Here is a 17576-nt window from a genome sequence, read left to right as displayed (position 1 = left end):
GTTCCAGCGACTACGAAGAGAAAGAGGGCGTGAAGCTCCCCAGCTACCGGGGGGATATCATCAACGATATCGCCTTCACCGAAGAGGCGCGTCGTCCCGATCCCCGTCGAATGCTGCGGGCCTACTATCAGTCCGCGGCGACGATGAACCTGCTGCGGGCCTTCTCCCGGGGCGGACTGGCGGATCTGAACCAAGTGCATCAGTGGAACCTGGACTTCATCAAGGATCACCCTCTGGGGAAACGCTATGAAGAGCTCAGCTGCCAAATCGACAAGGCGATGAAGTTCCTGGCCGCTGCGGGCATCAACAGTCAGACCGCTCCCCAGCTGCGCCAGACGGTCGTCTATACCTCCCACGAGGCACTGCTGCTCAACTACGAAGAGGCGCTGACCCGCATCGACAGTCTGACGGACCAGTGGTACAACACCTCCGCTCATATGCTCTGGATCGGCGACCGGACCCGGGATCTGGACGGTGCGCACATCGAGTATTTCCGGGGGATCCGCAATCCTATCGGTTGCAAAGTCGGCCCCAGTATGCAGCCCGATGAGCTGATCGAACTGATCGATGCCCTCAACCCCGACAACGAGGAGGGACGGCTCAACCTGATCGTCCGGATGGGGGCTGACAAGCTCTCTGAACTCTATCCGCCGCTACTGCGGGCGGTCAAAGAGGCCAAGCGAAACGTCGTCTGGACCATCGACCCGATGCACGGGAACGTAGAGAAGACCTCTACGGGATTCAAAACCAGAGATTTCGACAATATCCTCTCGGAAGTTCGGCAGTTCTTCGAGATCCATCAGCAGGAGGGAACCGTCGCCGGCGGGATCCATCTGGAGATGACCGGCGAGAATGTCACCGAATGCACCGGCAGTACCTCCTGCCCCATCACCGAAGAGAAACTGGGGGATCGTTATCACACCCAGTGCGACCCGCGGCTCAATGCCAACCAGGCGCTGGAGCTGGCCTTTATGATCGGAGAAGAGTTCTAAACGAGGGCCCTGAAATACCTTCGTCATTCCGGGCTTGACCCGGAATCCAGGGCCTTGAATACCCACAGAGCGTAGATCCCGAATCAAGTCAGTCTGTTTTTCGCGGATTTCATTTCACTTCACGATGACCGCAAAGATATTTTTCCCCTCTTCGTGCCGATAGATCAGCTCCATTCCGTGAAGATCCAGAATGCTCTTGACGATATAGAGCCCCAGCCCCAGTCCCCCTTCGGAGCTGTGAAAGGGAGTGAAGTACTCCTCGATGGGATGCGGCAGCGCCTTGCCCCGGTTGATGATCCGGATCTCCGGTTCACGGATCAGGATGTCGGCATGACGGTCGGTGGAGTACTTGATGGCGTTGTCGATGAGGTTTTTGACAGCCAGTGTCAGAAGCTCAAAATCTCCCCGCAGTGTGAAATCTTTGCGGATGACGGTGTGGAGACAGTGGGAGGGATCGTCGAGCATCAGCAGGTCGATGCTTCCTTCCAGAATGTCGCTGGCTTTGTAGGAGTGGAAGTCGGGTTGGAAGTTTTTGGAGGTGATCTGCTCCACTTTGGCAAATTCGTCGATGAGGAGATTGAGTCGCTCGAAAATGGCGTGGAAGCGCGCTTTTTTCTTCGGATCGTCGATCATCTCCGAAAGCAGCCGTCCTTTGGCGATGGGGGTTTTGAGCTCGTGCATGATGGCCCGCAGCAGCAGCTGCCGGGAGCGAAGCAGATTCCGGATGGTCTCCACCGCCTGGTCAAAGGCATTGGCCACTTCGGCGATCTCGTCTTTGTGGTCGCTGTGGCAGTGGATGTTGAGATCCCCCTCGGAGAAGCGGAGGATCTTCTCTTTGAGCTCACTAAGAGGGCGGATGGAACGTACGACCCAGAGATAGAGCAGTAGGAGCATCGCCAGGGCTCCGGTAAAGGCGATAAGAAGCTCTACCGGAAAACGGGGTTTGTTCAGATTTTCCAAAATCAGCTTGAAACGGTCATTGTTGATAAGAATGTAGCGGTGGAGCCGCAGATTGACCACGGAGAATTTCTTGCTTTTGCCCTTTTGGGCGATCTGGCGATAGAGTTTGAGATTTTTCCCTCCCACATCGACGACCCGGATATTCTGGGAGGCCAGATAGTCGGTGTCGATCTTGCCGGTTTTGAGGTAGTAGAGATAGAGGTAGTGGATATTGGCCCGCTCCTGCATCTGAATCTCCTGGAAAGAGCGGTCGATGGATCGTTTCCAGAGGGCGGCAAAGAGCAGCACCAGCAGCAAGACGGCGATCAGAAAGACCAGATCGATCTTGGCCCTGAGCGACGTGATGCGCAGCCGCTCAAACAAGCTTGTAACCGACACCGCGGACCGCCTGAATCGCTTTGGGGTCTCCCAGTTTGGAGCGTATCTTGCTGATGATCACATCCAGGCTCTTGGTGGAACTGTCGCTCATGACACTCGATTCGTTGATGAGCTGCTCCCGGGAGAGGGTGATCCCCTGTTTGCGGATCAGCTGGGAGAGGATGTCGAATTCGGCGGGAGTGAGATGCAGCGGTTGGCCGTGGTGGTAGATGGTGTCTCCCCGGATCTCGTAGGCGCTGGCGGGGGCGGGGCGGCCGGTGCCTCCTTTGCTGTAACGCCGCAGCAGGGAAAGGATCCGGGCGTAGAGCTCTTTGGGGTCGTAGGGTTTTGGGAGATAGTCGTCGGCCCCCAGCTGCAGGCTCTTGACCTTGTCCTCCACGTCGCTGCGGGCGGAGGAGATAATGACGGGGATGTCGTATTTGCGCACCACCTCTTCACAAACCTCCAGCCCGTCCATCCCCGGCAGGGTCAGGTCCAGCAGTAGCAGATCGTAGTTCTGCACCCCGGCGCTGACGCCCAGAAAGGGATCTTCGTAGTTGGTCACTTCCATACCGAACTGAGCCAGGTATTCGCTCAGCAGTTCGGCAAACTCGGGGTCGTCCTCGATCATCAGAATCTTGATGGGGCGTTGGCTGTTCTGTTCCATAGGGATATTTTATCCATCGGAGTTTAATTGAAGGCAAATATATTGTGATACAATTTCCTCCATTTACGATATCGATCGTTGTAGTTGGGTAGAAAAGGAACGTGAGTGCGACGGATTTTCAAATGGTTTTTTTATTTTATCGTATCACTGACGGCTTTTTTGTTTTTGGCATATTGGATTGTTCCGCCATTGACACGGACATTTTTCGATACGAAGGCAATGGAGAGAAACCTCCATACAGTCATGTTGCCAAGCGATCAACCCCGTCGGATACGATTGACTAAAAAAGAGAAAAAAATTTTTCGAGCTCTCTATCTGGATACCTATCTTGGGACGGCAGCTTGGACATTCATGGGATTACCAAAACTAACCTATAATTATCTAACGCTTGAACCGAAAACGAAAAAAATCCGACGAGGAGCGATTGGCATCTTTGTCGATCCGGCCAAAAACGACACATCGACGATTCTTACCGCTTTGCAGGATCTCAATATCTCTTCTGTCGGTCTTCGGATCTATGTCAATTCAAAGTTTTTAGATTCCGAGGCTTATCGTCGTCATGTGGAGATGGCGAAAACATTGCATCAAAAAGGTTATAAACTCCTACTTGTTCTTGCTCAGACCTTTGAATCTTTCGATGGAGCACTTGAGAAAAATCTCACACGAGTCCTTAGGGATTTTGCCCCTTTCGTCGAGGACTACCAAATCGGAGAGGCGGTCAATCGGAGCAAATGGGGTGTGCAGGATAGTGCGCACTATACAACTCTAATTGACGATGCTTTCGATACAATTCACCGATTCGATCCTACTGCCAAAACGGTGGGCCCCAGTGTGATCGATTTCGAATGGTTCTATACCCTCTACTACAATCATCTGGCGAAGGATCGTTTCGATGTCGCCAATGCGCTGCTCTATGTGGACAGGGTCCGTGAACCCGAAAACGAACAGCACGGATTCGATACGGAGGCCAAGATCCGCCTCTTCAAGGCGATCGCTCCGGAGAAACCCCTCTGGATCACCGAGGTCAACTGGCCGCTGAAAAATCAAGGAGCCTACAAACCCACTTCCAACAAGGAGGCCGTCAGCGAGGCCCACTATCGAGACTATATGGCCCGCTATCTGGTGATGGCGCTCTCCGACGGTTATGTGGACCGGGTTTACTGGTGGCAGCTCTTGGCCAAAGGCTACGGCCTGATCGACCATCTTGATCTGCGTCGGCGGCCGGCTTTTCGGGCCTTCGGGACCCTGGTGAAGACCTTGGAAGGGAGCGTGCCCGAAGGGAAGAGCCGAGAGGGAGGGCTCTACGACTATCGTTTCGCTAAAGGAGACAAAAGGTTTCATGTCTTTTGGACCCGTGACGGCCGATCCCGTCCCATCGCCGGAGCGTTTCGCTGCATCGATCTCAACGGTACCGTCGTTCCCACCCGAAAGACAAGCCCAACCCCCATCATCTGTGAGGAGAAACCGTGACAATGACCCGACGTGAATCGATACTGTTGACGCTGCTTTTCATTGTCTACGCCCTACTGCTTTTCTACCATATCGGCGACTATCCCGTCTGGAATAAAGACGAGGGACTCTATGCCGAAACGGTGCGGGAGATGATCGAACGGGGCAATTTTCTCGACCCCTATTTCAATTACGAACATCGCTGGCAAAAGCCGGTGCTGATCTATTGGGTCCTGCTTCCCTTCAGCTATCTCTGGGGGGCGAACGCTTTCACCCTGCGTCTGGCGCTGGTCTGCCTTTCTCTGGCCACACTGCTGGTGACCTGGCTTTTCGCCAAAAGGCTTTTTCGCAACGAACAGATCGCCTTTTTGAGCGCCTTTTTTCTCGTCTCTTCCGCTTCTTTTATTCTCCAGGCCCGCCATATCGTCACCCATATGTTGCTGCTCTTTACAGTGATGCTCTCGTTTATCTTTCTCTACGACCTTCTGCGGGGCAAACGAGACCCGAAAACCGTTTTTCTCTTCGGCGCCAGCGTGGGGCTCGCCTTTTTGGCGAAACTCTATGTGGGGGTGGTCTTCATCCTGACGACGGGATTTCTGCTGGGAGCTGGTGAGATTTGTCGTCACAAAGCGGCTTTTGTCAAACGATCCCTCTATGCGCTCTTGGGCTTCGCGCTGGTGGGATTGCCTTGGTACCTTTACATGCTGTCCCGCTATGGAGACGCCTATGTCGTTTTCCTCTACCACGAGTTCTTTGATCGGATCGGCAAAAACGTCACCGGCAAAAACTCGCCCTTTTTCTATCTCAAAGTTTTTTTCGGCAATTTCGCTCCCTGGTCGATCCTCCTGCTCGTCTTGGCCCTTCTCTACCTCAAGAGATTTTGGGGAACGATTTGGGAAACTTTGGAAAAGAATCGGGAACTGCTGCTGGTTCTGACCGCCTTTTTCGTCGTCTTCATTACCCTCTCCATCCCCAAATCCAAGCTGCCTCCCTATCTCTTCTACCTCCAGGGGTTTGCGGCGATTCTCACGGCCCTGGCGGTCTACCACGCCTCCATGAACCGACTCTTGCGCTATACGATCTACGGGATACAGGGACTGCTTTCCGTCGCGCTCATCGCGATATGGATTCTCTATTTCGATTATCGTTCGCTCGTTTTTTTCGCGATCGCCGCGGTGACGGCGGCTCTGTGGTTTCTGAAAATGGAAAATATCTATCTGGGGATTTTCCGGATTGGGGTAGTGATGTTGATGCTTTACTTTACGGTACTGGGGAATATCTTCGATACGATACAGCCGTTTTTCGGTTACCAACGTTTCGGAGAGAAGATCGTCAAAATACACAGACATGAGCCGAAATTGAAATTTTATTCACTTCGGAAAATGCGTACTTCACTGCCCTTTTATGCCCAGTGCAAGGTCCGTAATGTAGAGAAACTGCCCCAAGAAAATCACTATATTCTTTTGACCTCAGTCGAAGATTTTAAACCTTATGCAAAGAGATATCGCTATCGGGTCTTAGACAGGTCACTTTTTTACAAACGTTCAGATAGCCGAGTCTGGCAGATGCTCAACATCCTCAAAGGATACCGGAGAAACGATAGCAGCCGTACCGGAGAGCTGCTGCTCCTAGAGATAGAGGGCAAACGGAGCGAAGGGCCTTCGACCGTGAATCGTTAGGCCCGAGGATTCTCGAGCCCGTGGCGCAGGAAGATCCCCAGGAAACTGGAGAACGCCGTTAGGAGAAAGAAGAGCATCGAAAAGGCTACCCCTTCTTCCGCAGGCAGGCCGATGAGGCCGAATCCGTAGAGGAAGACGAACTCCCGGATCCCCACCCCACCGATGGAAAGGGGCAGGACCGCCGCCACACTGGAGAGAAGAAAGAGAGTCAAAAGCTCCGGGAGATCGGCCTCCATCCCGAGACTCCATGCCAAAAAGAGGGCACTGACCAGCTGCAAAATCTGGGTCAAAGCCCCCAAGAGAAGGGTACTGAAAAAGACCCTCCGAAATCTCCCCCGATAGAGAAGCCGGATGAGGGGAAAGACCAGCACAAGCCCGAGATAGTCCAGCGGAACAAGCCAGGGGAAGAGGTCGGCGAACCGGCTCGAAAGAAAAAAGATCCCGGCGAAAAAGAGCAGTGCGGCCAGTCCGCTGATCCGATCCAACAGCGTGGCGGCCAAGAGGGATTTGGCGTCGACCTCCCGGTGACGGTTGAGCAGATAGATTTTGTAGCCGTCTCCGCCGATCCCCCCTGGCAGGAAGAGATTGTAGAACATCCCGATATAGTAGAGACGCAAGGCTTCACGCTCCGTTAACGCCAGACCGATCGCCTTGAAGAAGCGGTTGAGACGGATCGAGCTGACGATCTTGGAGAGGTTGAAAGCGACTAGGGCGGCCAGCAGGAAGCTGGGGGCGATCTCCCGAAGCTTTCCGAACAGTTCCCCCGGATCGATCCGGGAAAGGACATAGAGGAGCGCCCCCAGACTCAGGGTGATTTTGAACAGCAGTGAGAGAGGCTTTTTAGCGGCCAACGAAGATCTCTTTGATCCGATAGGGTTTTTTGTTTTGGGATTCGAAATAGGTGCGCATGATCAATTCGGCCACGAACCCGGTAGTGATGAGCTGGATCCCCACCAGGACCAGCATCACCCCCAGGGTCAGGAGGGGGCGTTGGCCGATATCCTCGCCCAAGAGTTTGAGGATCAGAAGGTAGAAGTTGATCAGTAATCCGGCCCCCAGGGAGGCGATGCCTAGCCCCCCGAAGAGGTGCATCGGCTTAGTCCGGTACTTCTGCATGAAAAGCATCAGCATCAGATCGCTCATGACCCGGAAGGTGCGCCCCAGTCCGTATTTGGATTCTCCATGGATCCGGGGATGGTGCCGGACGTTCATCTCCACGATCTTGGCGCCGACCATCTCCGCTAGCACCGGGATGAAGCGGTGGAGTTCACCGTAGAGATCCAGTTCTTTGGCCACTTCCCGTTTGAAGACTTTGAGGGTGCAGCCGTAGTCGTTGAGATAGACGCCGGTGCTTTTGCGGATGAGCCAGTTGGCGATCTTGCTGGGGATTTTGCGCAGGAAGACACCGTCTTGACGTTTGAGCCGCCGACCCGCCACCACGTCCGCCCCGCTCTCTTGCATCTTTTCTATCATCAGGGGAATGTCCGCCGGGTCGTTCTGCAGATCGCCGTCGAGCGTGGCGATCAGCTCCCCCTCCGCCGCGTCGATTCCGGCGGCCATGGCCGTGGTCTGGCCATAGTTGCGGTTGAAAACGATGATCTTCGTCCTGGCGTCGGCCAGGGCCTTCATCCGTGGGACCGTTTCGTCGGTGGAGCCGTCGTCCACCAGGATCAATTCGTAGTCGATCCCTTTCAATGCTTCGCGGATTCTTTCGAAAAGGGGCGCCACGTTCTCCTCTTCGTTCATCATGGGGATCACTACCGAGAGTTTCATGGCATTCGTACCTTGTTTTTGTGAAATTTTATCAGATTCGCTGGAAGAATGGATTGATGACTTGGAAGAATCGAGCGGTTCCGTTGCGGTTGTGGAGGGGAACTTGGATAAAATACGCTATCCAATTGGGTGCTCCGATCCTCTTATCCGTCCGGCTTCGATCCGGAATTCGGGGCACTGAATCCTTAAAGGTTTAGTCAAGATGAAGAAAAAAGACTTTTTACGTACCATTGTGGAGCGGGATCTCAAAGAGGGCAAATACGACGAAGTGGTGACCCGCTTTCCTCCCGAGCCCAACGGCTTCCCCCATATCGGGCATGCCAAAGCGATCACCATCAACTTCGGCATCGCCCGGGATTTCGGGGGGCGCTGCCACCTGCGGATGGACGATACCAACCCGGTGACCGAAGAGGAGAAGTACGCCCGGGCCATCGAAGATGCTGTCCGGTGGCTGGGATACGAGTGGGACGGTCCGGTGCGCCATACCTCCGACTATTTCCAGCGCCTCTTCGACTATGCGGTAGAGCTGATCAAAATGGGCAAAGCCTACGTGGACAGCCTCAGCGAGGAGGAGATCCGGGAGTATCGGGGAACGGTCACGGAGCCGGGCCGACGCAGCCGCTATGCCGAGCGCAGCGTCGAGGAGAATCTGGATCTTTTCGAGCGGATGCGCCGGGGAGAGTTCAAAGACGGTGAACACGTGTTGCGGGCCAAAATCGATATGAGCTCCCCCAATATGCAGCTGCGCGATCCGCTGCTCTACCGCATCCGCCATGCCCATCATATGCGGACGGGAGATGCCTGGTGCATCTACCCGATGTACGATTTCGCCCACTGCCTCTCGGACTATATCGAGGGGATCACCCACTCCTTCTGCACCCTGGAGTTCGAGAACAACCGCGCCCTCTACGACTGGGTCCTCGATACGCTCCGCCTGGGGCCTCCGAGACCCTATCAGTACGAATTTGCCCGGCTCAATATGAACTATACGGTGATGAGCAAACGCAAGCTCAAGGAGCTGGTCGACAGCGGCAAAGTCAGCGGCTGGGATGACCCCCGCATGCCGACCATCGCCGGCTACCGCCGCCGGGGCTATACCCCCGAGTCCATCGTCAACTTCTGCAACAGCATCGGCATCTCCAAGGCCAACTCCGTCGTGGATGTCGCTCAGCTGGAGCACGCCATCCGGGACGATCTCAATATGAAGGTCCCGCGGGTGATGTGCGTCCTCGATCCTCTCAAGGTGGTGATCGAAAACTACGAAGGAAGCGAAGAGCTGGAAGCCTCCTACTATCCCCACGACGTCCCCAAAGAGGGCTCCCGCAAGCTCCCCTTTTCTCAGGAGATCTATATCGAGCGGGAGGATTTTTCGGAGAACCCGCCCAAGGGGTACTACCGCCTCACTCCCGATCAGCCGGTGCGGCTGCGCCACGCCTACATCATCCGCTGCAAAGAGGTGATCAAAGATGAGAGCGGCCGTATCACCGAGATTCGCGCAGAGTACTATCCCGACTCCAAAAGCGGCGCCGACACCAGCGGCATCAAAGTCAAAAGTGCCATCCACTGGGTCGATGCAGCAACGGCCCATGAAGTGGAGGTACGCCTCTACGACCGGCTCTTCCGGGTTGAAAATCCTCAGGGCATAGAGGATCTCAACCCCGATTCTCTGAAGATCGTCAAAGGGGCCTACGTCGAACGGGCGGTGATCGAAGAGAAGCCCGACGAACGCTTCCAGTTCGAGCGGCAGGGGTACTTCTACCCCGATCCGGTGGACTCCAGCGACGAGCATCCGGTCTTCAACAAGATCGTGAGCCTCAAAGACTCCTGGAGCAAAAAGCAGCAGCCTTCCAAGCCCGCCCCCAAAGCAGCGGAGTCCAAAGCACCGAAATCGAAGCAGGAGGCAAACGAGGGAGAAGCCGCCCCTCTCAACGAGGAGGAGCAGGTACGCTACGAGCGTTACACCCGGGAGTTGGGTATCGGCAAAGCCGCTGCCAATACCCTGGCCCGCGACGCGATACTTCGGGAGTTTTTCAAGCAGGCGCTTTCTGCGCAGAACAGTCCCGTGACTCTGGCCAATCTGGTGGTCAACGAGGTGGCCAGGGAGCTGAAGCAGAAATCATTGGAGGCGTTGGCTTTCACCCCCGAATCGATCGCTGCGCTCGCCAAAATGATTGACCAAGAGACCGTCTCCAGCAAAATCGCCAAAGAGATCTTCGAACTGATGGCCGAGAGCGGCGAATCCCCGGTCAAAATTGTCGAAGAGCGGGGCTGGGTCCAGATCAGTGACCCGGCGCATATCCTGCCGGTCATCGAAGAGGTGATCGCCGCCAATCCCGACAACGTAGCCAAGTACAAAGCGGGCAACCAAAAGCTCTTCGGTTTCTTCGTGGGGCAGGTGCTCAAAGCGACCGGGGGTAAAGCCAATCCGAAAGTGGTCAATGCATTGGTGGCTGAGAAACTTTCTGATCTTTAAAAAAATATCTTCTTTCGAGAGGTCGACCGCTATACTCTCCTTATCGGGCATCGCGGCTAGACTATCCTGATCCCTTTGATCGCCTCTCGCTCGATAGGTCTGTTGCGGTCTCTTGATACCACAATGTCAACAGGTTTGTGGAGTAGGTCTTCCAACCGTGTTTTGAGTCGCATTGTTTTTCTGAATCGGTCATTTTGCAAAGGGGCAATGATATAGAGATCTATATCCCCGCCTCGTTTACTCTCATCTACTCTGCTCCCGAAGAGGTAGACGGGTACATCCCCAAGTGTTGATCGGACAGAGTCTTTGATCAGGTTAATTTCTCTGCTGGTGAGTCTCAAAATTGTCCTTTATTCTGCCAACAAGATTTGTCAGATAATTGACGTTTTCTATCAGATAATTTATGGCATCTATCTTTTCGCTGTTATCGTAAGGATAGTCATGAGATATACTATTTCTGACGGCCCTAAATTCGCTCCAAATGTCAATGTCGACAATCTTTTCTTTGTCAAGCTCTTTCAAGAGTGCAAAAAAGTTTTTTCCTTCTATGGGAAATTCCAGTATTGCGAGATATTCACGAAAGATTTTGCTACCGAGCAAATCCTGGAGTTTGGCAAAACGGAAAGCCAAGACATCCAGTTTGTCCATATCTCCGGGGCTCAGACTCTCAAGCTTCTTTTGATCCAGAGGATAGAGTCGGCTTAGCGCTCTTTGAGCCGCTTCCATCCTCTCAATATGTTTCATTGCTTCATGGAGATGTTGCTTCAATTTATCGTTGATATCCATATTTTACCTCTTGGACACTTCGCTTCTTAGCCTTGGCTTAGTTTACCATAAAGAGCCCGCAGATGGATTGCTTGTTGCGTTATTGTTCCTGCTGATCTTTGTAATGAATAATCTTATGAATATTTTGATAGGATCAAAGAAAAGGAGTCGGAATGAAGCAGATCGATATGAGTTCGGATGAATTCCTGGAGGAGCTGGAGAAGACCAAGAAGTTCGCCGACAAGGTCTGCAAGCAGTTCGGATGGGTCTACAACCCCAATGAAGAGGTCAACGAAGGAGTCCTGATGGGGCTGGCCCGGCACAAGCTTCTCTACGGCAAACGCTGGTGCCCCTGCTTCATGGTGATCGAGAATGAGGAGGGCAAGCACGTCAGCGCCGACAACCGCCTCTGTCCCTGCAAACCGGCCATCGAGCATGAGGTGCCGGAAGAGGGGAAATGCCACTGCGGGATCTTCTGCACGCCGGAATACGCCGCAACGCACGATCATTAAGCGACTGTCTCCTATCAAGCCCTCTCAAAAAATCACCGTCAAGCGATGGCGAAAGAGTGCACTGTTGTGACGATAACATTAGTGGGTGATAATTACCTTGGAAGCGTCAGGACTGTTATGCCGTGAAACAACGTGCCGATCCAAACCCTGCCATCCGAAGTAAAAGCGATGGAACTCACGCTATGACCTGAGAGGCCGTTACGGGTAGTGTAATTTTCCCACTTCCCGTTTCTCAGATGTGAGACGCCCCCGGATGTGCCGAACCAAAGCGATCCGTCGGGTGCAACTGCGGCGACAGTGACACGAGAGTTTACCAATCCATCTTTGCGAGTGTAGCTCGTCCATCTTTTGCCATCAAAGCGGGAGACTCCTTTTCCCGTGCCTACCCACACTGTGCCGTTCGGAGCCACGGCTACCGCGTTGATCCGGTTGTCGGCCAGGCCGTCGGCGGTGGTGTAATTCCTCCAGCCGGTGACGTCGAACATTGAGAGGCCTTTTGTCGTGCCGGCCCAAACGGTACCGTCGGACGCGATGGCGAGAGCGTTCACACAGTTGCCGCCCAGGCCGTCTCGTTTGTCGTAATTTGTCCACCTCCGCCCGTCAAAGCGGGAGACTCCCCCGCGCACATCGCAGGAGCCCACCCATACCGTTCCATCGGGAGCCACGGCGATGGAGGAGACTTTGTTGTTGCGTAGCCCCTGTTGGGTGGTATATATTTGCCACGAGGTCCGGCCGAATCGGCCCACGCCATAGAAACGTGTTCCCACCCAAAGCGCGCCGTCTTTGCCTATGGCCACCGCAGAGATTTCGTTCCCTGGCAATCTGTTTTTTCTGGTATAGGTGGTCCAGCGGCCTTTTCTGAAAAGGGACAATCCCGATGAAGTACCTACCCAGATCGAACCGTCCGGTGCGATGGTGATGTCGGTGACGGTGTTGCCGGCCAGGCCGTTATCTTTCGTATAGGTGGGAAGCTTTGGACGGGGAGTCGCGTTTAGTTTGAGAGCGCAACTGATTAAGATTCTCGTCTTTTGTTTATACTCATCGATACCGACGTAAAGAATGAGCTTTCCCCTCGTCAACATCAAGAGTAAGTCATTTTTATCGAAGTTAATGGCTTCATGTCTTTTCCAGCTTTTATCAGGCATGTGCTTGGCATAAAAAGCGATGACCCGGGATGGTGCATCCGTGCTTAGGTAAGCGACTGTGCTGTTTTTCGATGAACGCTTTCCCATTGGCGTTCTCTTTTCATCGTCCAATCCGACTTCTTCCAGGCTCACTCGCCGAGAACCGGGGTAGATCGGGAACGCGGAATAACAGGGGGCGTCCCAGCGCTTCAAATTCGTGGCGGCGGCGCTCTCAGGAGCGCGGTTCGGCCCGGGGCTCTCCGCGTGGCCGACCGACACAAAGAGCGTCACCGCCAAAAGAGAGATGATATTTTTGCAATAATCTTTCATCCTGCTCCCTCCTTTTTTCCGCTTTGAACCCGGAATCCATGGCTTCAGCTATCTATTATATCGTGGAATCGAATCGGGTTCGGGTGAGGGAGAAGATTCGTAGAACGTTAGAGAGAAGACTCTTCAATCTCTTTGATTTTCAGGACCGGCTGATCGGCGGAAAAGTTCTCCATCTCTTTCAGTGTGGCCATCAAAGCCATGAGCTTGTTGCGCACCTCCAGCTCTTCCAGTTCTGGTTTGCTATCGGCCACGACACCGGCACCGGCTTGAAGGACGATTTGATCCGGTTTGATCAATGCGGTACGGATAGCAATGGCGGAGTCCATATCTCCGGTGAAAGAGAAGTAACCTACACTGCCGCTGTAGAAGCCCCGCTTGAGCCCCTCGAAGCGGGCGATGAGCTCCATGGCCTTGATCTTGGGGGCACCGGTCATGGTTCCGGCGGTGAAGGTGGCCCGGAAAAGGTCGAACATATCTTTGCCTTCGTCGATCCGGGCGATGACGTCGCTGACCATATGCATGACGTGAGAATACTTCTCCACCCGCATCATCTCCGGGACTTTGACCGTGCCGGTTTGGGCCACGCGCCCCACATCGTTGCGCCCCAGATCCACCAGCATCAGGTGCTCGGCACACTCTTTGGGGTCGTTGAGCATCTCCTGTTCTAGCTCGTAATCCCGCTGGGGGGTGGCGCCGCGCTTGCGGGTGCCAGCGATGGGACGCAGCAGGATCTCTCCTGCGGTGAGGCGCACCATCACCTCCGGGGAAGAGCCGCAGATGCTGAAATCCTCGTAGTCCAGGAGGAAGAGATAGGGAGAGGGGTTTTTGGAACGGAGCACCCGGTAGAAGCTGAGCGGGTCGATATGCCCCCGTTGGGTGTAGCGGTTGGAGGGGAGCATCTGAAAGACATCCCCGGCGCGGATATGCTCTTTGGCCTCTTCTACAATCTCCATGAAACGTTCCGCTTTGATGGCGAAGCTCCCCTCGCCCTCCAGACGGGCCGGCTGGAAAGGCAGGGGCTGATGGGGACGGGGAAGTAGGTCCGCCACGGCTTCCAGAAGTTCGGGATTTTCGTTTCCCGGGTCGATCAGGGTCAGTTCCGAGCTCTTGTGGGAGAAACCGATGATGAGGCGGGGACGGACCAGATCCAGGTCCGGGGTCTGCAGGGGATCTTCAAGCTTATCCATCCACTGCCGCAGGACCGGTTCAAAGACTTTGACCATATCGTAGCCGATGAAGCCGATGAAACCGTCGACAAAGGAGAACCCCGCTTCCCGGGCGAGGGCACGGTAGTGCGCTTTGTCGAGATCTCGGTAGTAGTTTTGGAGGAAGCTGAAGGGATCCTCCGCCAGTTCACGGCGCTCTCCGTTTCGGTCGGTAAAGGTGCATCGGTTGTCGCGATAGGTGAGGCGTTCTTTCGCTCCGACGATGATGAAGCTGAAGTTCCCCTCTTCGGAGGTGACGACGCTTTCAAAGAGCATCGTCACCTCTTCGGGGTAGTGCTTTTTGATCTCGCCGTAGAGGGCGACGGGGGTGAGCTGGTCAAAGAGATAGCTACGGAGCATCAGGGTCTCCTGACGACGAAACCGGCAATCCCCAGCTTCTCTTTGACCTCGGGGAGTTTCGCTTTGGCTTCGCTGTAGGAGCTGTAACGGCCCACGCGTACTTTGATCATCCCGCCGCTTTTGACGATGACAGGGGTATAGCCCTGGGCTTTGATCTTGTCAAGATATTTTTGATTGGGCATTCGTTTGAAGGATCCCACCTGGATGTAATAGATTCTGCTGCTTGAGGCCGTGGAAGCAGCTGGACTCTTTGCCTTGTGCTTCTGGTTGGCAAAAAGTTTGGAAGGTCTAACCTTTTTTGTTTTGGGCTTGGACGTGACGGTGATGGCCCGATTGGGTTGTGTTTTGGAAGGGGCAGCCGAGGGACGGGTAGAGGTCTTTGCGGTGGAGGCAGGCCGGCTTGCCGCCGCTTTGGCATGGTGGGGAGCAGAAGGGGTGAGGGGAGTTAGCTCGTCACTTTTGGGAAAATTTTCATCGGAGAGAGGTTTGAGCTCATCCGGGATCTCTTCGGCAGGCCGGGCTTTGGACGCAGGGGTTCCGGTTGCGGCAGAGTGTCCGGCTGCCGGTTTGACGACACGGGTGAGTTCCGGATTGGTCTCTTTGGTAGGAGTCTCGGGTTCGCTGAGGATCAGTTTGGCCAGGAAGACTCCGACGATCAGAATAATCAGGACTAAACCGATGAGGGTCAGGAGGCTTTTGGACCCTTTGCTTCCCGAATCGGGTTCGCCGATGATGAGGTCGTCGAGATTGTGATCGTTCATGCGCAGCTCCAGACTGAGATGTCCCGATTATAACCAAAAAAATCTGAGCACTATATTAGTTAATATATCCATAAGGAAGTGTGAAGATATTGTAGCTTTCCGGCAGGCGGCGGTCGGGAAGGATGCGCCAGGATTTCTGCAAGCGGGTCTGGAGCATATCGGAGAGACGCCCTCCCTCGGCATGGAGTTGTTCCAGCTCCTGCCGGGCCACCGGGAGAATGACAGTCCGTTTGTTCCCTTTCTTTCCCTGGTAGCAGCGGTAATCATCAATGCCGAGATGCTGAAAGAGATGCCGCAGAGTCTGGAGAAAGAGCTCGGGTTCCTCCCCCAGATACTCGATGACGATCCGTTCGCCGACCCCCTCCTGCAGCAGAGGCAAGGCCAGAGTCACCTCCCGGCGCAGATGCTGGGAGACGAGGATGGGGTTGGGAGTTTGATCGTATCGGCGGAATTTACTGTAGAAGGTTCGGCCGTTGTGGACGATTTTTTCCACAATGGAGGAGGATTTGAGGTAGTAGTGGTCGGCGGAGGCCGCCAGTGCCTCCAGATCCTCTGTCAGAGGAGGGAGTGTCTTAGTAGATGGGCCGGTCATAGATGACGAACTGTAGGGCGAGCTGGCGCATCTCTTCGCGGATCTTGGCCTGGAGCTCGTGATCGTCGATATGGTCCAGGACGTCGCAGATCCGGTTGGCGATGAGCTCGAACTCTTTCTCTTTCATTCCCCGACGGGTCAGGGCGGGAGAGCCGATGCGGATTCCGCTGGTGACGAAAGGGCTGCGGGTTTCACCGGGGACGGTGTTTTTGTTGACGGTGATGCCGGCGCGGCCCAGGGCGGCGTCGGCATCCTTGCCGCTGAATTCCTTGTCGAGGAAGCTCACCAGCACCAGGTGGTTGTCGGTGCCGCCGCTGACCACGTCGTAGCCCCGCTGCATGAGGACATCGGCCAGGACTTTGGCGTTGGCTTTGACCTGGCGGGCGTAGTCGGTCCACTCGGGAGCGAGGTTGTGCTTGAAGCCGACCGCTTTGGCGGCGACTACATGGACCAGGGGTCCGCCCTGGAGACCGGGGAAGATGGCGGAGTTGATCTTTTTGGCGATCTCCTCGTCGTTGGTCATGATGGCGCCGCCGCGGGGACCGGCCAGAGTTTTGTGGGTGGTGGTGGTGACCACGTGGGCGTGGGGGAAAGGGCTGGGATGCTCTCCGGCGACGACGAGTCCGGCGATGTGGGCGATGTCGGCGAAGAGGAGGGCACCCACCTCGTCGGCGATCTCACGGAATTTGGCGAAGTCGATCTCCCGGGGATAGGCCGAGGCACCGCAGACGATGATCTTGGGTTGGACGATCTTGGCGATGTCGCGGACCCGCTCGTAGTCGATGCGACCGTCGAGTTCCACCCCGTAGGTGAAGCTGTGGTAGTTTTTACCCGAGAAACTCACTTTGGAGCCGTGGGTCAGGTGGCCGCCATGGCTGAGGTCCATCCCCAGGATCTTGTCGCCCGCTTTGATGAGGGCCGCATAGACGGCGCCGTTGGCCTGGGAGCCCGAGTGGGGCTGGACGTTGGCGTATTCGCAGCCGAAGAGCTCCTTGCAGCGGTCGATGGCCAGCTGCTCCACTCTGTCGGCATAGTCGCAGCCGCCGTAGTAACGCTTGTTGGGATAGCCCTCGGCGTATTTGTTGGTAAAGACCGATCCCATCGCCTCCATGACGTCGGGGAAGGTGAAGTTTTCGCTGGCGATCATCTCCAGGTGCTCGGTCTCACGCTTGAGCTCGTCGACGATGGCTTGATAGACCTCGGGGTCGAACTGTTCGATGTAGTAACTCATATCACTTTTCCTTTTGCTGGGATTCATTGTCGGGAGCTGCCTCCTCCGCTTCGGCAGAGCCCTCCAGTTTCGCTTCGGGGCGCATAGCGGGGAAGAGGAGCACGTCGCGGATGCTGTGCTGATCGGTCAGGAGCATTACCAGGCGATCGATGCCGATTCCTTCGCCGGCCGTGGGGGCCATGCCATAGCTCAGGGCCCGTACATAGTCCAGGTCCATATGCATCGCCTCGTCGTCTCCGGTGACCTCCTTGGCCTCCACCTGCATCCTGAAGCGCTCGTACTGATCGAGAGGATCGTTGAGCTCGTTGAAACCGTTGGCGATCTCCTTGCCGGCGATGAAGAGCTC

Annotated in this window: 17 protein-coding genes; 5 read left to right on the top strand and 12 right to left on the bottom strand. The window is 55.1% G+C overall.

The annotated features are described in order from the left end of the window. On the top strand, positions 1-992 hold a 992-nt coding region (locus tag F8I07_RS07035; protein ID WP_292657559.1), incomplete at its 5' end, for a 3-deoxy-7-phosphoheptulonate synthase class II. Between the two features lie 114 nt (positions 993-1106). On the opposite strand, the gene F8I07_RS07030 is transcribed toward F8I07_RS07035, so the two are convergent. Beyond that, a complete protein-coding gene (locus F8I07_RS07030) occupies positions 1107-2330 on the bottom strand; it encodes an ArsS family sensor histidine kinase (protein WP_292657557.1) in 1224 nt (407 codons plus the stop codon). Beyond that, the gene (locus F8I07_RS07025; RefSeq protein WP_292657555.1) at positions 2308-2976 is read right to left on the bottom strand and encodes a response regulator transcription factor; all 669 of its coding nucleotides are present in this window, start codon (positions 2974-2976) and stop codon (positions 2308-2310) included. The genes F8I07_RS07030 and F8I07_RS07025 overlap by 23 nt, the downstream gene beginning before the upstream one ends. Positions 2977-3714: 738 nt before the next feature. Here F8I07_RS07025 and F8I07_RS07020 point away from each other — a divergent pair. Together F8I07_RS07020 and F8I07_RS07015 are read left to right on the top strand one after the other, a co-directional pair. Beyond that, the gene (locus tag F8I07_RS07020; protein WP_292657552.1) at positions 3715-4446 is read left to right on the top strand and encodes a hypothetical protein; all 732 of its coding nucleotides are present in this window, start codon (positions 3715-3717) and stop codon (positions 4444-4446) included. Between the two features lie 2 nt (positions 4447-4448). Then, positions 4449-6104, top strand: a complete 1656-nt coding sequence (locus F8I07_RS07015; protein WP_292657550.1) for a glycosyltransferase family 39 protein — start codon at positions 4449-4451, stop codon at positions 6102-6104. Here the strand turns inward: F8I07_RS07015 and F8I07_RS07010 are convergent. Both F8I07_RS07010 and F8I07_RS07005 read right to left on the bottom strand, forming a co-directional pair. Further along, positions 6101-6955 carry a lysylphosphatidylglycerol synthase transmembrane domain-containing protein gene (locus F8I07_RS07010; RefSeq protein ID WP_292657546.1) on the bottom strand — a complete coding sequence of 285 codons (855 nt, stop codon included), beginning with the start codon at positions 6953-6955 and terminating at the stop codon, positions 6101-6103. The two genes, F8I07_RS07015 and F8I07_RS07010, sit on opposite strands and share 4 nt — an antisense overlap. Then, complete coding sequence (locus tag F8I07_RS07005) at positions 6945-7877, bottom strand: glycosyltransferase family 2 protein (protein WP_292657544.1); 933 nt, start codon at positions 7875-7877, stop codon at positions 6945-6947. The genes F8I07_RS07010 and F8I07_RS07005 overlap by 11 nt, the downstream gene beginning before the upstream one ends. Before the next feature lie 202 nt (positions 7878-8079). On the opposite strand from F8I07_RS07005, the gene F8I07_RS07000 reads away from it, so the two are divergent. Continuing rightward, positions 8080-10350: a glutamine--tRNA ligase/YqeY domain fusion protein gene (locus tag F8I07_RS07000; RefSeq protein ID WP_292657541.1), complete on the top strand. Its 2271-nt coding sequence runs from the start codon at positions 8080-8082 to the stop codon at positions 10348-10350. Between the two features lie 56 nt (positions 10351-10406). Here the strand turns inward: F8I07_RS07000 and F8I07_RS10090 are convergent, their stop codons facing one another. Continuing rightward, on the bottom strand, positions 10407-10691 hold the full coding sequence (locus F8I07_RS10090) for a nucleotidyltransferase family protein (RefSeq protein ID WP_367264508.1): 285 nt from the start codon (positions 10689-10691) through the stop codon (positions 10407-10409). Further along, positions 10666-11136, bottom strand: a complete 471-nt coding sequence (locus F8I07_RS06995; protein ID WP_292657539.1) for a hypothetical protein — start codon at positions 11134-11136, stop codon at positions 10666-10668. The genes F8I07_RS10090 and F8I07_RS06995 overlap by 26 nt, the downstream gene beginning before the upstream one ends. 152 nt (positions 11137-11288) lie before the next feature. Between F8I07_RS06995 and F8I07_RS06990 the strand changes: the two genes are divergently transcribed. Beyond that, positions 11289-11627, top strand: coding sequence for a ferredoxin-thioredoxin reductase catalytic domain-containing protein (locus F8I07_RS06990; protein ID WP_292657537.1), 339 nt, complete (start codon positions 11289-11291; stop codon positions 11625-11627). A 92-nt stretch (positions 11628-11719) separates the two neighbouring features. Here the strand turns inward: F8I07_RS06990 and F8I07_RS06985 are convergent, their stop codons facing one another. From F8I07_RS06985 to F8I07_RS06960, 6 genes are all read right to left on the bottom strand, one after another. After that, complete coding sequence (locus F8I07_RS06985) at positions 11720-13081, bottom strand: two-component regulator propeller domain-containing protein (protein ID WP_292657535.1); 1362 nt, start codon at positions 13079-13081, stop codon at positions 11720-11722. Between the two features lie 107 nt (positions 13082-13188). Further along, positions 13189-14646: an anthranilate synthase component I family protein gene (locus F8I07_RS06980; RefSeq protein WP_292657533.1), complete on the bottom strand. Its 1458-nt coding sequence runs from the start codon at positions 14644-14646 to the stop codon at positions 13189-13191. Next, entirely contained in the window at positions 14646-15407 is a 762-nt protein-coding gene (locus F8I07_RS06975; protein ID WP_292657531.1) for an SPOR domain-containing protein, read from the bottom strand. The genes F8I07_RS06980 and F8I07_RS06975 overlap by 1 nt, the downstream gene beginning before the upstream one ends. 55 nt (positions 15408-15462) lie before the next feature. Then, complete coding sequence (locus F8I07_RS06970) at positions 15463-15999, bottom strand: DUF1882 domain-containing protein (protein ID WP_292657529.1); 537 nt, start codon at positions 15997-15999, stop codon at positions 15463-15465. Further along, positions 15980-17230, bottom strand: coding sequence for a serine hydroxymethyltransferase (locus tag F8I07_RS06965; protein ID WP_292657526.1), 1251 nt, complete (start codon positions 17228-17230; stop codon positions 15980-15982). Before F8I07_RS06965 ends, F8I07_RS06970 begins: the two co-directional genes overlap by 20 nt. Before the next feature lies 1 nt (position 17231). Continuing rightward, the coding region (locus tag F8I07_RS06960) for an amino acid--tRNA ligase-related protein (RefSeq protein ID WP_292657523.1) at positions 17232-17576 on the bottom strand (345 nt) is incomplete at its 5' end.

Source organism: Nitratifractor sp. (assembly GCF_015487065.1).
Classification (GTDB): Bacteria; Campylobacterota; Campylobacteria; order Campylobacterales; family Sulfurovaceae; genus Nitratifractor.
The sequence above is the reverse complement of the archived record's forward strand: the minus strand, read 5'-3'. Positions and strand labels throughout refer to the sequence as shown.

Excerpts from the sequence above, each read along its gene's own strand:
- F8I07_RS07025 (WP_292657555.1), bottom strand. The coding sequence starts at position 2,976 with ATGGAACAGAACAGCCAACGCCCCATCAAGATTCTGATGATCGAGGAC.
- F8I07_RS07015 (WP_292657550.1), top strand. The coding sequence starts at position 4,449 with ATGACCCGACGTGAATCGATACTGTTGACGCTGCTTTTCATTGTCTAC.
- F8I07_RS07005 (WP_292657544.1), bottom strand. The coding sequence starts at position 7,877 with ATGAAACTCTCGGTAGTGATCCCCATGATGAACGAAGAGGAGAACGTG.
- F8I07_RS07000 (WP_292657541.1), top strand. The coding sequence starts at position 8,080 with ATGAAGAAAAAAGACTTTTTACGTACCATTGTGGAGCGGGATCTCAAA.
- F8I07_RS06995 (WP_292657539.1), bottom strand. The coding sequence starts at position 11,136 with ATGGATATCAACGATAAATTGAAGCAACATCTCCATGAAGCAATGAAA.
- F8I07_RS06990 (WP_292657537.1), top strand. The coding sequence starts at position 11,289 with ATGAAGCAGATCGATATGAGTTCGGATGAATTCCTGGAGGAGCTGGAG.
- F8I07_RS06985 (WP_292657535.1), bottom strand. The coding sequence starts at position 13,081 with ATGAAAGATTATTGCAAAAATATCATCTCTCTTTTGGCGGTGACGCTC.
- F8I07_RS06980 (WP_292657533.1), bottom strand. The coding sequence starts at position 14,646 with ATGCTCCGTAGCTATCTCTTTGACCAGCTCACCCCCGTCGCCCTCTAC.
- F8I07_RS06975 (WP_292657531.1), bottom strand. The coding sequence starts at position 15,407 with ATGAACGATCACAATCTCGACGACCTCATCATCGGCGAACCCGATTCG.
- F8I07_RS06970 (WP_292657529.1), bottom strand. The coding sequence starts at position 15,999 with ATGACCGGCCCATCTACTAAGACACTCCCTCCTCTGACAGAGGATCTG.
- F8I07_RS06965 (WP_292657526.1), bottom strand. The coding sequence starts at position 17,230 with ATGAGTTACTACATCGAACAGTTCGACCCCGAGGTCTATCAAGCCATC.